The 13,794-nt window shown below is 70.1% G+C and carries 16 protein-coding genes; 6 read left to right on the plus strand and 10 right to left on the minus strand.

What is annotated here, in order from left to right:
• Window positions 1–3 precede the first annotated feature (3 nt).
• Window positions 4–1,164, plus strand: coding sequence for a DUF6986 family protein (locus V5E28_RS28680; RefSeq protein WP_336211231.1), 1,161 nt, complete (start codon window positions 4–6; stop codon window positions 1,162–1,164).
• Between the two features lie 30 nt (window positions 1,165–1,194).
• Here the strand turns inward: V5E28_RS28680 and V5E28_RS28685 are convergent, their stop codons facing one another.
• The 5 genes from V5E28_RS28685 to V5E28_RS28705 all read right to left on the minus strand — a co-directional run bounded on the left by V5E28_RS28685 (window position 1,195) and on the right by V5E28_RS28705 (window position 5,656).
• On the minus strand, window positions 1,195–1,875 hold the full coding sequence (locus tag V5E28_RS28685; protein WP_336211233.1) for a copper homeostasis protein CutC: 681 nt from the start codon (window positions 1,873–1,875) through the stop codon (window positions 1,195–1,197).
• Between the two features lie 120 nt (window positions 1,876–1,995).
• Window positions 1,996–2,598, minus strand: a complete 603-nt coding sequence (locus V5E28_RS28690) for a GNAT family N-acetyltransferase (RefSeq protein ID WP_336211235.1) — start codon at window positions 2,596–2,598, stop codon at window positions 1,996–1,998.
• 196 nt (window positions 2,599–2,794) lie between these two features.
• Window positions 2,795–3,550 (minus strand): GntR family transcriptional regulator, encoded by a 756-nt coding sequence (locus V5E28_RS28695; protein WP_336211237.1) that lies wholly within the window; start codon window positions 3,548–3,550, stop codon window positions 2,795–2,797.
• 477 nt (window positions 3,551–4,027) lie between these two features.
• Window positions 4,028–4,447 (minus strand): Zn-ribbon domain-containing OB-fold protein, encoded by a 420-nt coding sequence (locus tag V5E28_RS28700; RefSeq protein WP_336211240.1) that lies wholly within the window; start codon window positions 4,445–4,447, stop codon window positions 4,028–4,030.
• Between the two features lie 51 nt (window positions 4,448–4,498).
• Window positions 4,499–5,656: a thiolase C-terminal domain-containing protein gene (locus tag V5E28_RS28705; RefSeq protein WP_336211242.1), complete on the minus strand. Its 1,158-nt coding sequence runs from the start codon at window positions 5,654–5,656 to the stop codon at window positions 4,499–4,501.
• A gap of 146 nt (window positions 5,657–5,802) precedes the next feature.
• Between V5E28_RS28705 and V5E28_RS28710 the strand changes: the two genes are divergently transcribed.
• Window positions 5,803–6,546, plus strand: coding sequence for a flavin reductase family protein (locus tag V5E28_RS28710; RefSeq protein WP_336211245.1), 744 nt, complete (start codon window positions 5,803–5,805; stop codon window positions 6,544–6,546).
• A 115-nt stretch (window positions 6,547–6,661) separates the two neighbouring features.
• Here the strand turns inward: V5E28_RS28710 and V5E28_RS28715 are convergent, their stop codons facing one another.
• Window positions 6,662–7,135 (minus strand): phosphatase domain-containing protein, encoded by a 474-nt coding sequence (locus V5E28_RS28715; RefSeq protein WP_336211248.1) that lies wholly within the window; start codon window positions 7,133–7,135, stop codon window positions 6,662–6,664.
• 257 nt (window positions 7,136–7,392) lie between these two features.
• On the opposite strand from V5E28_RS28715, the gene V5E28_RS28720 reads away from it, so the two are divergent.
• Genes V5E28_RS28720 through V5E28_RS28730 form a run of 3 tightly spaced genes read left to right on the plus strand, consistent with a single transcriptional unit; the run spans window position 7,393 to window position 10,706 of the window.
• A complete protein-coding gene (locus tag V5E28_RS28720; protein WP_336211250.1) occupies window positions 7,393–8,688 on the plus strand; it encodes a DUF2252 domain-containing protein in 1,296 nt (431 codons plus the stop codon).
• A gap of 22 nt (window positions 8,689–8,710) precedes the next feature.
• On the plus strand, window positions 8,711–9,913 hold the full coding sequence (locus V5E28_RS28725) for an ATP-grasp domain-containing protein (RefSeq protein WP_336211253.1): 1,203 nt from the start codon (window positions 8,711–8,713) through the stop codon (window positions 9,911–9,913).
• Between the two features lie 46 nt (window positions 9,914–9,959).
• Window positions 9,960–10,706, plus strand: coding sequence for an SDR family oxidoreductase (locus V5E28_RS28730; protein WP_336211256.1), 747 nt, complete (start codon window positions 9,960–9,962; stop codon window positions 10,704–10,706).
• Here the strand turns inward: V5E28_RS28730 and V5E28_RS28735 are convergent.
• The 3 genes from V5E28_RS28735 to V5E28_RS28745 form a co-directional block, all read right to left on the minus strand.
• Window positions 10,696–11,526 (minus strand): ATP-grasp domain-containing protein, encoded by an 831-nt coding sequence (locus tag V5E28_RS28735; RefSeq protein WP_336211258.1) that lies wholly within the window; start codon window positions 11,524–11,526, stop codon window positions 10,696–10,698. The two genes, V5E28_RS28730 and V5E28_RS28735, sit on opposite strands and share 11 nt — an antisense overlap.
• A gap of 94 nt (window positions 11,527–11,620) precedes the next feature.
• Window positions 11,621–11,884 (minus strand): hypothetical protein, encoded by a 264-nt coding sequence (locus V5E28_RS28740; protein WP_336211261.1) that lies wholly within the window; start codon window positions 11,882–11,884, stop codon window positions 11,621–11,623.
• A gap of 88 nt (window positions 11,885–11,972) precedes the next feature.
• The gene (locus tag V5E28_RS28745) at window positions 11,973–12,230 is read right to left on the minus strand and encodes a hypothetical protein (protein ID WP_336211264.1); all 258 of its coding nucleotides are present in this window, start codon (window positions 12,228–12,230) and stop codon (window positions 11,973–11,975) included.
• A gap of 216 nt (window positions 12,231–12,446) precedes the next feature.
• Between V5E28_RS28745 and V5E28_RS28750 the strand changes: the two genes are divergently transcribed.
• On the plus strand, window positions 12,447–13,103 hold the full coding sequence (locus tag V5E28_RS28750) for an NIPSNAP family protein (protein ID WP_336211268.1): 657 nt from the start codon (window positions 12,447–12,449) through the stop codon (window positions 13,101–13,103).
• A gap of 19 nt (window positions 13,104–13,122) precedes the next feature.
• Here the strand turns inward: V5E28_RS28750 and V5E28_RS28755 are convergent, their stop codons facing one another.
• Complete coding sequence (locus tag V5E28_RS28755; protein ID WP_336211270.1) at window positions 13,123–13,794, minus strand: pentapeptide repeat-containing protein; 672 nt, start codon at window positions 13,792–13,794, stop codon at window positions 13,123–13,125.

Genomic DNA, 13,794 nt, shown 5'->3' on the forward strand with positions numbered 1-13,794 from the left:
CACATGCGCGTCACCGCGAGCGGCCATCACGCCGACGGATTCGAGGAGGCCCACGCGGTCCAGCAGGCCCGCTATCCCGTGGCCGAACCCGGTTGGCAGCCGGTGCACACCGTGTACGTGCCGGCCGACCGGTTCTCGGCGGGCACCGTCGCCGCGTGGGGCGACGAGGCGCTGGCCCTGGCCAAGGCCCACCTGGCCGGCCCGGGCGAGCTCGCCGAGGTGTTCGGGCTGCCCGCCGTCCTGGCGACCGCCGTACACGACAGGGTGCTGCGCAAGCTCGCCGCCGAGCCGGTCGAGGACCTGCGGGTGGACTTCGAGGACGGGTACGGGGTGCGGCCACAGGAGGAGGACGGCCACGTCGAGCAGGCGGTCGAGGCGCTGGCCCGGATGCACGAGAGCGGGACGCTGCCGCGCCGGTGGGGGCCGCGGGTGAAGTCGTTCGCCGACGGCGACCCCGCGCGCTCGCTGCGGACGCTGGACGGCTTCGTCACCGGGATGGTGGAGCGAGCCGGGGAACTGCCCGGCGGATTCACGGTGACGTTCCCCAAGGTCGTGATGGAGGACTATCTGGCGCAGTTCGCCGGCTTTCTCCAGCGGCTGGAGGAGGGGCTCGGGCTGGGGGGCAGGCTCCGGTTCGAGATCCAGGTGGAGGCGCCGCAGACGGTGCTGTTCCTGCGCGGGGACCTGGCCGAGGCGCTCGGCGGGCGGCTGGCCGCGGCCCACTTCGGGGTCTTCGACTACACCGCCGCGATCGGGCTGCCGCCGCACGAGCAGCGGCTCGACCATCCCGCCTGCGACCATGCCAGGCACGTGATGCAGACGGCGTTCGCGGGCACCGGGGTCGAGCTGTCCGACGGGTCGCTCGCCGCCTCGCCCGCCTCCGGCTCGGCCGGGGACGTCCACGCGCTGTGGCGCCGGCACGCCGAGCTGGTCAGGCACTCGCTCGCGCACGGCTTCTACCAGGGGTGGGATATGCACCCGGCGCATCTGGTGAGCCGCTTCGCCACCGTCTACGCCTTCCACCTGGCACGTTACGACTCCTACCGGGATCGGGTGCTGGCCTGGGAGGAGCGGCGGGCTGCCGGGGGCGGCGTCATGGACGAGCCCGCGACGATCAGGACGCTGGCGGCCGCTCTCCGCAGAGCCGACTCGGCGCTGAGCTGACTGCGGAGGCTCTCGAGGCTGCCGTCAGGGTCAGTCGCGTTCGACCAGGGCGCGCCAGCGGCGGACCAGACGCGCGTCGACCGGCTCCGACCAGCTCTGCCGCACGGCCGAGCCGACGTGGAAGGCGCGCACGCCGTAGTCCAGCAGGTCCGGCACGTGGGCGGGCTTGAGTCCGCCGCCCGCAAGGATGATGGAGCCGTCGCCCGCGTCGGCGCGGCCCTTCAGCACCGGCAGGCCGTCGCCGACGCCGTGGGGCGAGCCCGCGGTGAGGACCGTGGCCAGGTTGGGCAGCAGCCGCACCGCGCGCCAGGAGGCCTGCACGTCGGCCGCGTGGTCGACGGCGCGGTGGAACGTCCACGGCAGCGGCGACACCCCGTGGATGAGCGCGTCCGTGGCGGCCGGGTCCACCGCGCCGGCCTCGTCGAGGAATCCGAACACGAAGCCCGCCGCACCGGCCTGAGCCAGCGCCCTGGCATCGCGGCGCAACCGGTCCAGCTCGGCGGCGTCGGCGGTGAACCCGGCGCGGCTGCGCAGCATCACCATCTGCGGCAGCGGGCACTCCGCGGCGATCGCCGCGACCGTCTCCGGCGACGGGGTCAGCCCGTCGGCCGCCATGTCGGCGACGACCTCCAGACGGTCGGCGCCACCCTGTTCAGCGGCCACGGCGTCGCGCACGTTCAGCGCGATCACCTCAAGGAGGGATCCGGTCATGCAGCAGAGGTTATAGGGTGCTCTGCACCTTTTAGCCCGGGCCGACGGAACTGCCGAGGCAGAAAAAATCCTCCGAGCGGCCCGGATACCCGGGCCCGGAGCTCGGAGGTGCGGAACCGATCAGGCGCTGATCAGTTCCGGGAAGGCGAGATCACGGAAGGCCGTGATCGCCGCGTCCGTCGCCGGGCGCTGGAAGAGGGCGCCTGAGGCGCGGTGGGGGAGGTCGACCGTCCGCAGATGCCGAAAACCCCGGCTGCGGTAGTAGCCCTGCAGGCGCGCGTTGCCCTTGGCGCAGTCGAGCCGCAGCCATGGCAGGCCGGACTCGTAGGCGGTGACTCCGGCCCAGTCCAGCAGGGCATCGCCCAGGCCGCTGCCCGACCAGGGGCGGGCCACGGCCAGCTTGTGCACGTACAGCGCCGCGCGCGGATCGTCGTCCGGGGTCCAGAAGTCGGCGTCCGCGTGCCCGTCGAGGGCGATCGTGGCCACCGGCGGGACCGGCTCGCCCGCGTCGAAGTAGCGCAACTCGTCGTCGAGCAGGAACAGCACCCGATCCTCGATGAGGGGCGCGATGCGATCGGGGCCGAAGCCGTCGCGGGGCCACTGGCGGACGCCCCGCGAGTGCAGCCACTCGGCGGTGTGGGCGAGGAGGGCGAGAACGCCCGGAAGATCGTCAGGCTCGGCCCGCCGGAGGGTCAGCGGGTGCAGCAGGGTGTTGGCGTGCATGGGTCACCTCTCGTTGCGTTGAGTGTTGACACGAATGCGGTGTGTAATGGGTTTATGGGACGCAACCCCAATTGGGCTGATAACCCGATATATACGGATAAATCGCTATTAGGGGAGCGTGCACGACTCCCCGCGCCCAGCGAGACTGCAAGCTCGCTGCGCCGCGGCCGGGCGGATCACCCCCAACCGAGCTCGGTCAGCGGCCGTCGAGCTCGTATCTGATCAGATGTTTGTCGGCAGGTAGCACCGACACCGCAACGCGCACCGGCATGTCCCCATCGTCGTATCCGACTCGGACATAAACCACAACTGGCGTGCCGAGCTCCAACTGGAGCCGCTCAGACTCTTCCTGGTTGGGCATGCGCGCCCAGATGTCGTCCACCACGCGCACCTGCGCGTGTCCCAGCTCTTCCAGCACCCGGTTGGCGCCTCGTGCGATGTCGCCGGGACGGGCGATCTCTGAGTTGCCCACCAGTTCCCGGGGAAAGTAGGAGTCGTTGGTGTTGTAGGGCTGGCCGTCCACGAACCGCAGGCGGCGCCGCACCACCGCGAGCTCTCCGTCGGCCAACTCCAGCCTGCTGGCGATCTCCTCGACAGGAGACACGGTCAGCACCTCGATGTACTGGCTGGGCGCGCGGCCTTCCTGCGTGACGGCGAACGCGAAGGCCTCCCGCAGCTCCCCTGCGGGTTGCGGCTCCAGCTCCCGCTGGGGGTAGATCAGGAGCGGCCTGCGATCCCTGACCACTGTGCCGCGTCGTGGCGTGCGCGTGACAAGTCCCTCATTCACCAGCTCACCGAGGGCCAACCTGACGGTGTTCCTGCTCACCCCATGGTCTTCCATGAGTTGCGCCTCAGTCGGCAGCTGCGCTCCGGGGCCGAGTACGCCGGAGTAGATGGCCCTTCGTAGCTCCGAAGCCACCTGCTGATACAGCACCGACCTTGCCACTTTCACCCCTTTTGTTCCAACAATTTAGACGATCTGGTTCTAGCAGGCCATCACCCCTTGACCGGACGGCATCGCCAGCCGCATCATCCATTCGTTGGTACAAATCCATCGAAAGGCCGGTGAGGGGGTGAGGGCCGGTGGTGCCGGTCCGCGCGGGTACGCCGTACCTGCCCTGGGACTACCCCCGCGAAGCAACACGTTTACTGCGTTACGCGTTGCGTCGCCAGGGATTCACCCACATCAACCAGAGCAATGGGCGCGGCAGTTCCGCTCTCCACGTCGACCGAGCCGATCGTGTGGTCCGAAGACGGGTTCACTCCCCCACCCACTCCGTGCGCGAACACGCGAGCTAGGACTCCATCCCTCGCCGGAGTCCTGGCGCCGCCGCACACGGGGCAGGAAGCGCGTCCTGGCGGGTCCCCCACGCCCGCCAGGGCGCGCGTTCCTCCGTCCGGGGCCGCCGTCCGGCTCCGCTCCGGGCCGCTATCCGGCCGGCCGCCAGTCCAGCAGCGACAGTTCCTGGTCCACCCGCGTGTAGACGCCCAGCACGGCCTCTCCGCCCCGCGGCTCCCGGTCGCCGCGCCAGTTGCCGTAGGCGAAGCATCCGGGCACGGCCGCGAGCCGCACCATCACCACGACGTACGGCTCCGCGCCTCCGAACCCGAACGCCTGGTGGTTGACGATCCAGCTCTCCACCGTGCCCACCGGCTCCACCGGCTCCCAGTCGCCGCCCTCGCCGCGGCACTCGGGGCAGAAGGCTCTGGGCGGGAAGCGCGCGGCGCCGCAGGAGCCGCAGCGCTGGACCGCGAACTCGTGCCGGGCCAGCCGCTCCCACCACGCCGCCGAGTCACGGTCGGGCACCGGAGCCGGCCTGCCGCGGGCGGGAAGTGGTCTTTCAGACACGGTCGAGCCTCTCTGACACCGGGAGCGGTCCGGGCTTGGCCATCCCCGCGCTCAGGCCTTCGTGAGGATGAGGGCGGAGGTGGCGGGGAGGATGTAGCCGGGCTGGGCGGTGGACAGTGCCACCTCGGCGCCGGGCACCTGGCGGTCGGCGGCCTCGCCGCGGAGCTGGGAGACCGCCTCGGCGATGTGGTTGATGCCGTGCACGTAGCCCTCCGAGAGGAAGCCGCCGTGCGTGTTGACCGGGAGCGCGCCGTCCGGGGCGGTGGCGCCCGAGGCCACGTACGGGCCGCCTTCGCCCTTGCGGCAGAAGCCGTAGTCCTCCAGTTGGACGAGCACGGAGTAGGTGAAGCAGTCGTAGAGCTGCGCCACGTCGATGTCCGAGGGCCCCAGTCCCGCCTGGGCGTACAGGCGCGGGGCGAGGCGGGCGGCGGCGGTCGTGGTGGGGTCCGGGGCGCCGCCCGACAGGTGGGAGGCGCCACCTCCCCAGGCGGCGGCCGAGATGAGCACCGGAGGGCTGCGGAGGGCGCGGGCGCGCTCGGCAGTGGTGATGACCAGGGCGCAGGCGCCGTCGGTCTCCAGACAGCAGTCCAGGAGCCTGAACGGCTCCGCGATCCATCTGCTGGCCAGGTAGTCGTCGAGGGTGACGGGGGTCCGCATGAGGGCGCGGGGATTCTTGGCCGCAGACGCGCGCTGGGTGACGGCTATCTGCCCGAAATGCTCCGCTTTAGTGCCATATTTCAGCATGTGGGCGCGGGCGTACATGGCGTACTGCTGCGGCGGCGCGAAGTACCCGTACGGGGCCTGGAACTGGACCTCCGGGCTGACCGGCAGGCCCCGGCCGGTGCCTCCCATGCGGAACTCCGAGCGGGCGTTGATCGCCCGATAGCAGACCACGGTGTCGGCCATGCCCGCCGCCACCGCGAGCGCCGCCTGGGCGACGACCGCGTGCGAGACGCTGCCGCCGCCGAACTGGTCCAGGTACCAGGTGGGATCGTGCACGCCGAGCGCCGGGCCGACGAGCGAGGGCGCCGCCGAGTCTCCCACCCGATGGGTGGCCAGACCGTCCACATCGTCCGGACCGAGCCCGGCGTCGGCGAGGGCCGCCATGATCGCCCGGCAGGCCAGGGTGAGCGTGCTGACCCCGGAGTCCCTGGTGAAGGCCGTGTACCCCACTCCGGCCACGGCCGTACGGTTCCGAAATTCAAGCAAGCGCTTGGCCACAAGGTCAAGCTAGGTCGAAATTTCGCGACATGTCAACGCGTACGGCATTCCGCTTGACAGCCTTTCGGGGACGAGCCTACCGTCCAAGCAAGCGCTTGGTATGATTGCTGCGACAGGGTGAAGAGGAGGCGACCATGGGCACGCACGCCGCCGGGCTGATCGCGCCGGGCACGCAGGCCGGCGCGAGCGCGCCGCACACGCCGGGGCTCGCACCGAGCACGCCGTCGACCGGAGTCGTGCCGTCCACGCACGCGGCCGGCCTGGCCGCGACGAGCACGCACGCGCCCAAGGTGATCGCGCCGGAGCGGCGGGTCGCGCCCTTGACGCCTCGCCAGCGCAGGACTCGCAACGGAGCCGCCATGCCGACCGGCCCTTCCAGCGGCAACGGCCACCTCGACAGCCGGACGTTCAGGTCGGTGCTCGGCCGGTTCGCCACCGGCGTGGTGGCGATCACGGCGATCGACCCGGCGGACGGCCGGCCCTACGGCCTGGCGGCCAATTCCTTCACCTCGGTGTCCCTCGACCCGCCGCTGGTGGCGTTCTGCGTGGCGCACACCAGCACGAGCTGGCCCAGAGTGCGCGGCGCCAAGGTGCTGACCGTCAACGTCCTGGCCGAGGACCAGCAGGCCGTCTGCGCCCAGCTCGCCAGCCGCGGCGGCGACAAGTTCGCCGGACTGCGCTGGACCGGCTCGCCCGGCGGCAACCCGGTGCTCGACGGCGCGCTGGCCTGGATCGACTGCTCGGTGGAGGCCGAGCACCCGGCCGGTGACCACATGATCGTGGTGGCCCGGGTGCTGCAGCTCGACACCCACGCCGACGGCGGCCCGCTGGTGTTCTTCCGAGGCGGCTACGGGGCGTTCGTCGACCCCTCGGGCTGAGGCGCCGGTGGCGGCGCTGTCCGACGCGATGGTCGAGGCACCCTGCCGGCTGGACGTGGCGTCAACGACTCCGGACTGTCAGGTACGGCCACGCCGGCCGGCTCATGGGATGTCCTCATCGGAAGCGCAGGACCCAACGGCGCTGCCACGGGGTCTCCACGGCTCGCTGGTGGTGGTGCTCGCGCGTCCAGACGACGGCGTCGACCGGATCGAGGCCGGCCAGGATCGCCAGGCAGGCGATGACCGTACCGGTGCGGCCGACGCCGCCTCCACAAGCGACCTCCACCGCGTCGCCCGCCCGCGCCCGCTCGTGCAGCGCGCGGATCTGCCGTACGGCCAGGTCGTGGTCGCGAGGCAGCAGGAAGTCGGGCCACTCGATCCAAGCGTGCGGCCACCGCAGCCCATCCTCATGGCGGCGGACGAGCCGCCCGGAGCCGAGGTAAAGGCCGAAATCGGGCAATGATCCCTCCGGCAGCGGGTGACGCAGTCCGCGGCCGCGGATCCAGGAACCGTCCGGGAGCCGGAACGCGCCCAGAAGCGGCGGCTCGCTCACCGGGCGGCCATTCGGTTCGTCCATCGTGCTGTCCATCGGAGAACTCCTTGTGTTTCTCAGGGGGCGACGTTCCCCAGTGTTCATGCGCGAGAGCCACGAGGCTCACCCTCTGGAGATCATCTCCCCAGCCGCCCGGTCGAGGGGTTCGTCCGCGTCGCGTCCACGAGGTGGGACATCGTCCGGCCCGTCGGACTTCTCCGCCAGCAGCCCGAGCACGACCGAACGCCACCTCGCAACACGCCTGGCCGGAGCCGGACTAGGCGGGAAGGCGGGCGCGATCTAGTGTCCGCAGTATGGGCACACGCTCTTCCTACCTGCTCGATGTCCTCATGGCGGAGTTCGGCGAATCGATCAAGCGTGATCCTCCCGCTTTCAGGAGGAAGTTCCGGAAGATGGCGGCCTCACCGTTCGCGTTCTACCGGGGCAGCGCGTGCCTGTTCTACGCGGACCTGACCGGGCCGTACGCCGACGACTCCCACCTCGACCCGGCGACGAGCCGGGTGTGGATCCACGGCGACCTGCACGCGGAGAACTTCGGCACCTACATGAACGCCTCCGGCGTGCTGGTGTTCAACGTCAACGACTTCGACGAGGCGTACGTCGGGCCGTACATCTGGGATCTCAAGCGCTTCGCCGCCAGCGTGGCGCTGCTGGGCTACGCCAAGGCGCTGTCGGACGAGGCGATCGGCGGGCTGGTCAGCGGATTCGCCGGGGCCTACCTGACCGAGCTGACCGCCATCTCGCGGGGCGGCGACGACGCCATCGGGGCGCTCACGCTCGACACCACCTCGGGCGTGCTGCACCGGGTGCTGCAGACGGCCCGGCTGAGCACGCGGGTGGCGATGCTGGACGTCGAGACGGTGGTCGAGGACTACGACCGGCGCTTCGCGTTCATGGAGGGGCGCGAGCCCGTCGACCCCGGGATCCGGGGTGCGGTGCTGGCGGCGTTCGAGGACTACCTGACGACGCTGCCCACCCCGTCGAACCCGGTCGAGCACGTCATCAAGGACATGGCGCTGCGCAAGGGCGTGGGCATCGGCTCGGCCGGGCTGCCCTCCTACAACCTGCTGCTGGAAGGACGGTCGCAGGCGCTGGAGAACGACGTCATCCTCTACATGAAGCAGGCGCAGGTGCCGGCGGTGGCGCGGTATGTCACCGATGAGAAGGTGACGCGCTACTTCCGCCACCAGGGGCACCGGACGGCCGAGTCGCAGCGGGCGCTGCAGGCCTACGCCGACCCGTGGCTCGGCTACACCGCGCTGAACGGCGTCGGGCAGCTCGTGGCCGAGGTCTCGCCGTACTCCGCGGACCTGGACTGGGACGACGTCAACGAGCCGGCGGAGTTGCACGCGATCGTCCGGGATCTGGGCCGGGCGGTGGCGCGCATGCACTCGGTCGCCGACGACGAGTCCAGCCATGACCTGGTCAGCTTCTCCACCGAGGAGGCGATCGTGGCGGTGGTGGGCGGCGACGGGACCGGATTCGCCGCGACCCTGGTGGATTTCGCCCACCGCTATGGGGCACAGGCCCGGGAAGACCATCAACGGTTCGTCGACCTGTTCCGCAACGGCCGTCTCCCCGGAGTCTGACGGCCAGTGGGAGGAATGCACGGTGAAGCGGCTCATCGGGTTACTGCTGGGGACCGAGGAGGACTGGCCTGCAGCGTTCGAGACGGTCCTGCAGCGGCTGGGGCCGATCGCGGGCGCCGGGGAGTTCGGCGTGGAACGCATCACGATCGAGCCGTTCGACCTGCGTGACAGGCCCCGGCACGACCTGGTGATCGACCGGCTCGCGTACTGGTACTACCACCCGCGCGAGTGGCTGAAGAAGATCGCCATGATGGACGACGTCTACCTGCTGAACAGCCCGTTCACGTTCCAGTCCATGGAGAAGCACGCCGCTTACTGCGCGATGATCCGGCTCGGGCTGAAGGTGCCGCAGACGGTGCTCGTGCCGTACAAGAACCCGCCGGACAACGCGCGGTACGCCTTCACGGCGGCGCGCTACAACCAGCCGTTCGACCTCGACGCGGTCGCCGAGCGGATCGGCTATCCGCTGTTCATGAAGCCCTACGACGGCGGGGCGTGGCGCGGGGTGTCGCTGGTGCGGGACAGGGAGGCGTTGCACCGCGCCTACGACGAGAGCGGCGAGATGCTCATGCACCTGCAGAAGGCCGTCGAGGGCTACGACGTGTTCGCGCGGTCGCTGTCCATCGGGGCGGAGACCATGGTGATGCGCTTTCGGCCCGACGAGCCGATGCACGACCGCTACGCCGTGGACCACGAGTTCCTCTCCCCCGAGGTGGGTGAGGAGGTCGTCACGATCGGCCGGCTGGTGAACGCCTTCTTCAGGTGGGAGTTCAACTCCTGCGAGACGCTCGTCAAGGGCGCGGACGTGCACCCGATCGACTACGCCAACGCCTGCCCGGACGTGGCACTGACGAGCCTGCACTACTACTTTCCCTGGGCGATCAAGGCGCTGGTGCGCTGGAGCGTGTTCTGCGTGGCCACCGGGCGCAGTCCCCGGCTGGACCTGGACCCGCGTGAATACTTCGCGGTGACCGGGTCGTACGAGGAGCGGCTGGCGAGCTACCGGCGGCTGGCCGACGCCTACTTCGAGACCGAGCGATACCAGGAGTTCTGCGACAGCCGGCTGGGACATCTCGACGAGATCGTGCTGGACTGGGTGGCCGGGCCGGACTTCGACCGGCTGTTGGTGGACACGGTGACGGCGACATACCCGGCGCGGGAACGGGACGGGTTCGTCGCGCACTTTCGGGGGCTGCTGGCCCTGTGGGTGAAGGACAACGGCTGAGCAGAGGGATGGCAACCGACCGGTTGGTATGGCATGCTTCCGGAACATGACTCTGTTCTCGGTGGAAGGCAAGACCGTCGTCGTCACAGGGGGGTCGCGGGGTATCGGACGCATGATCGCGGCCGGGTTCGTCGAGGCGGGCGCGAAGGTGCACATCTCCGCGCGCAAGGCCGCCGAGGTCGAGAAGACGGCCGCCGAGCTGGGCTGCTCGTCCGTGGTCGCGGACCTGTCCACCCCCGAGGGGGTGGAGGCGCTGGTGTCGGCCGTCGACGGGCCGGTGCACGTGCTGGTGAACAACGCCGGCGCGACCTGGGGCGCGCCGCTGGAGGAGTATCCCGAACACGCCTTCGACAAGCTCTGGAACATCAACGTCAAGGGCGTCTTCTACGTGACCCAGCACTTCCTGCCCCGGCTGCGGCAGGCCGCGAGCGCGGACGACCCGGCGCGGGTGATCAATGTGGGCTCGGTCGACGGGATCAGGGTGCCAGCGCTGGAGACCTTCGCCTACTCGACCACCAAGTCGGGCGTCCACATGCTGACCAGGCACCTCGCCAAGCAGCTCGCCCGCGAGCACATCACGGTCAACGCGCTGGCTCCGGGGCCGTTCGAGTCCAAGATGATGGCCTTCGCCCTCGACGACCCGTCCACCCGCGACGCCATCGCCGCCAACGTTCCCCTGGGCCGCATCGGCCGGCCCGACGACATGGCCGGGGCGGCGATCTTCCTGTCCTCCCGCGCCGGCGCCTACCTGACCGGCACCGTCATCCCCGTCGACGGCGGCATCACCTGCTGATCGGCTCGACCAGCTCACGCAGGGCGGTGGCGAGGTTCGCGGCCGCCGTGGGCTCGTATCGCAGGTAGAGGTACGGCTCGCTCAGCTCCACCTCGATGACCGCCGGGCTGCCGTCATGGAGCCGGACCAGGTCGATCCTGGCGTACAGAAGGGCCTGAGGGATGGCGGCAAGCACCTTCTCCGCGAGTTCGACCTGGTCCGGGGCCGGGGTGCGCGACTGCGCCCGTGGGTTGTCCGCGCCGGTCATGCCCGGCACGAGCATAGGCGTGCGCCTGACCGCATGACTGAAGCGGCGGTTGAAGTAGAGCAGTGAGGTCTCACCCTCGGATTCGACCATGTCGAGGTAGGGCTGGACCATGGGCGTGCGCCCGGTGGACTCCAGAGCGGCGGCGTGTGCCTGCGCGCGACCTCGGTCGGTGGTCCTGATCGTGTCGCGGGCGCCCGCGGAGATCGCGGGCTTCACGACATATTCGTCCCAGCGCGGCAGCTCCCGCGACGACCAGTGCGTGGGCACCGTCGGAACGCCGAGATCGCGCAGGTAGGTCTTGTCGGTGTTGGCCTCGATGACGGCGGCCGGGTTGAGCAACCGGGTGACGGACTCCACCTGCCGGGTCCAGGCCAGGAATTCGGCTCTGCGGTCCAGGTAGTCCCAGGCCGAGCGGACCACGACGGCGTCATAGGCGCTCCAGTCGGCTTCCGGATCGTCCCAGCGCTCCGTCCGGCCCTCGATGCCCACCGCATGCCAGGCCTCGAGGGCCGGCCCCCGCTCGTCATCATGTTCATCACGGTCGTCGAACGTCACATATGCGCAGGTAGTCATCCGGCGATGCTAATGCCCGCCTCCGAAAGACACCTGCGCGGGCACGCGTACCCGCGCTCCGCGCCGAGCGCGGGGCACGCGTGCCGGGATCGGACTAGTCGTCGATGCGAACGGCGAAGCCCGCGCGGCTACGGTTGGTGGCCACGACGGCGTTGCCGTTGATGTTGTTGACGTTGGTCGAGGCCCAGCCACCGGTGTTGGCGGTGCCGACGTTGTTGAAGTTGTTGCCCGACTGGGAGGCCTCCTCGTTCCAGCTGGAGTTCTCGATGTCGGTGTCGGCGTGGGCCGGCACGGCCATGAGGGTGACGCCGGCGGCGGCAGCGGCGACGAACCCGGTCACACAGAGCTTCTTGAGCATGTCGATGTTCCTTCCACAGAGGTTTGCTCGAGGGATTTCATGCGCTCGCCGGGTGGTCTGGCCCGGCGGGCAGGAAGGCGCGATCGGCCTAGTAGAAGACGTAGGTCACGGAGATGCTGCCGTTGGACGCGGTCGTGGCAACGCCGTTGATGTTGTTGACGTTGGTCGACCGGCCCCAGCCGCGGTTGACCGCGCCGATGTTGGAGAAGTTGTTCCCCGTCTGGGACGACTCGGTGTTGGTGCTCCAGTTGTCGGTCCAGCTGTCTGCGTGAGCGGGTGCCGCCAGCAACGTCACACCCGCTGCGGCGGCGACCACGACTCCCGTGGCGCACAGCTTTTTGATCACTTCAGCTCCTTCGCCGGTTGGCTTCAAGGGGGAAGGCGGACGCCCGGGCCCACAGGCGCACCACCAGCTCCTTTGACCTTTCTTGACCCAGGGGGGTCAAGGTCAAAGCGAGCATATAACTGTGGGTCAGGGATCGGTAGCGCTGAGTAATTAGAAGATTCTTCTGGCAAAGCCGCTGACAAGAGGTGTCAGTGAACGCGGCATAGCGTCGCCCGCATGATCTACGAGCTGCGGCGGTACACGCTGCGTCCCGGCCTGCGCGACACGTTGATCGAGCTGTTCGAGCGCGAGTTCGTGGAGGCACAGGAGGCCGCCGGGATGGACGTCGTGGGCCATTTCCGCGACCTCGACGCCTCCGACACCTTCCCCTGGATCAGGGCGTTCCCCGACATGGACCGTCGCAAGGCCGCCCTGACCGCCTTCTACACCGGCCCTGTCTGGCAGGCCAACCGCGACGCCGCCAACGCCACCATGATCGACTCCGACGACGTCCTCCTGCTGCGGCCCGCCGGCCACGGCTTCCAGCGGTCTCGGCGCCCGCCCGCCGGGTCCGGCGCTCCGCCGTCCTCGTTGTACACCGCCACGATCTGCTCCGGCGTCGGCCCGGGCTTCGCCGAGTTCTTCGCCGAGCAGGTGGCGCCAGTGCTGGCCGAGGGCGGGGCGGCGCCGGTCGCCTGCTTCGAGAGCGAGCACGCGGAGAACACCTACCCGGCGCTGCCCGTACGTACGGGTGAGCAGGTCTTCGTGTGGTTCGCCCGCTTCGAGCGGGCGGAGGACGAGCGCGAAGTGCACGTGCCAGCCTTGGACGAGCACCTGACCGCGCCACCGCGGCGCATGCGTCTCGCACCCGCCGCCCGGTCCGCGTTGCGCTGAGCGCCTGCCGCACCGGGGCTCACAGCACGTTGATGCCGCGAGCGGCGAGGATGGCGTCGGCCTGGGCCCTGTTGATCGTCGCGCCCGCGAACGCGTGCAGCCTGGCGTCGTCGATCTCGCCGAGATCGGCGCCGCGCAGGTCGGCTCTGGTGAACACGGTCTTCAGCAGCTTGGCGCCGCGCAGCCTGCAGTCGCTGAAGGTGGCCTCGGTGAAGTCGCAGCCGGACAGGTCCGCCTCGTCGAAGCGGACCCCCTCGATGAGGTCGCCGCGCAGCGAGCAGCCGCCGAGGTTGGCCAGGGTGAGGTTGGAGCGGGTGACCTTGAAGCCGGTGCCGCGCGACCCGGTGAGGAGGGCGCCGATGAGGCGGCAGCCGGTGAAGGACGCGTCCGTCAGCAGCGCGCCGCCGAACTGGGCGGAGGACAGGTCGACGTTGGTGAACGTCGCGTCGATGAGGTCGGCGTCGCCGAACCTGAGACGCAGCCCGCCGCCGCCGGCGAAGACCGCCCCGTCGAGGTCGGCCCTGCGGAAGTCGGTCTGCTCCAGCACGCACGACTCGAACCGGGCCCCGGCCAGTGAGGCTCCCCACATGTCGGACTCGGTGAGGTCGCAGCCGCGGAAGACGTGCGTCTCGTCCGGCGCGAGCCGGTCGGTCAGGGACTTGTGGGACAGATCCTCGCCGTCGAAGTTCAC

Origin of the sequence: Nonomuraea sp. LPB2021202275-12-8, from assembly GCF_037044575.1 — a bacterium.
Classification (GTDB): Bacteria; Actinomycetota; Actinomycetes; order Streptosporangiales; family Streptosporangiaceae; genus Nonomuraea.

Bases quoted from the DNA above. Each gene is read 5' to 3' on its own strand.
- V5E28_RS28750 (WP_336211268.1), top strand. From the start codon at position 12,447: ATGATCTACGAGCTGCGGCGGTACACGCTGCGTCCCGGCCTGCGCGAC.
- V5E28_RS28690 (WP_336211235.1), bottom strand. From the start codon at position 2,598: ATGCACGCCAACACCCTGCTGCACCCGCTGACCCTCCGGCGGGCCGAG.
- V5E28_RS28720 (WP_336211250.1), top strand. From the start codon at position 7,393: ATGGGCACACGCTCTTCCTACCTGCTCGATGTCCTCATGGCGGAGTTC.
- V5E28_RS28680 (WP_336211231.1), top strand. From the start codon at position 4: ATGCGCGTCACCGCGAGCGGCCATCACGCCGACGGATTCGAGGAGGCC.
- V5E28_RS28715 (WP_336211248.1), bottom strand. From the start codon at position 7,135: ATGGACAGCACGATGGACGAACCGAATGGCCGCCCGGTGAGCGAGCCG.
- V5E28_RS28730 (WP_336211256.1), top strand. From the start codon at position 9,960: ATGACTCTGTTCTCGGTGGAAGGCAAGACCGTCGTCGTCACAGGGGGG.
- V5E28_RS28685 (WP_336211233.1), bottom strand. From the start codon at position 1,875: ATGACCGGATCCCTCCTTGAGGTGATCGCGCTGAACGTGCGCGACGCC.
- V5E28_RS28710 (WP_336211245.1), top strand. From the start codon at position 5,803: ATGGGCACGCACGCCGCCGGGCTGATCGCGCCGGGCACGCAGGCCGGC.
- V5E28_RS28735 (WP_336211258.1), bottom strand. From the start codon at position 11,526: ATGACTACCTGCGCATATGTGACGTTCGACGACCGTGATGAACATGAT.
- V5E28_RS28740 (WP_336211261.1), bottom strand. From the start codon at position 11,884: ATGCTCAAGAAGCTCTGTGTGACCGGGTTCGTCGCCGCTGCCGCCGCC.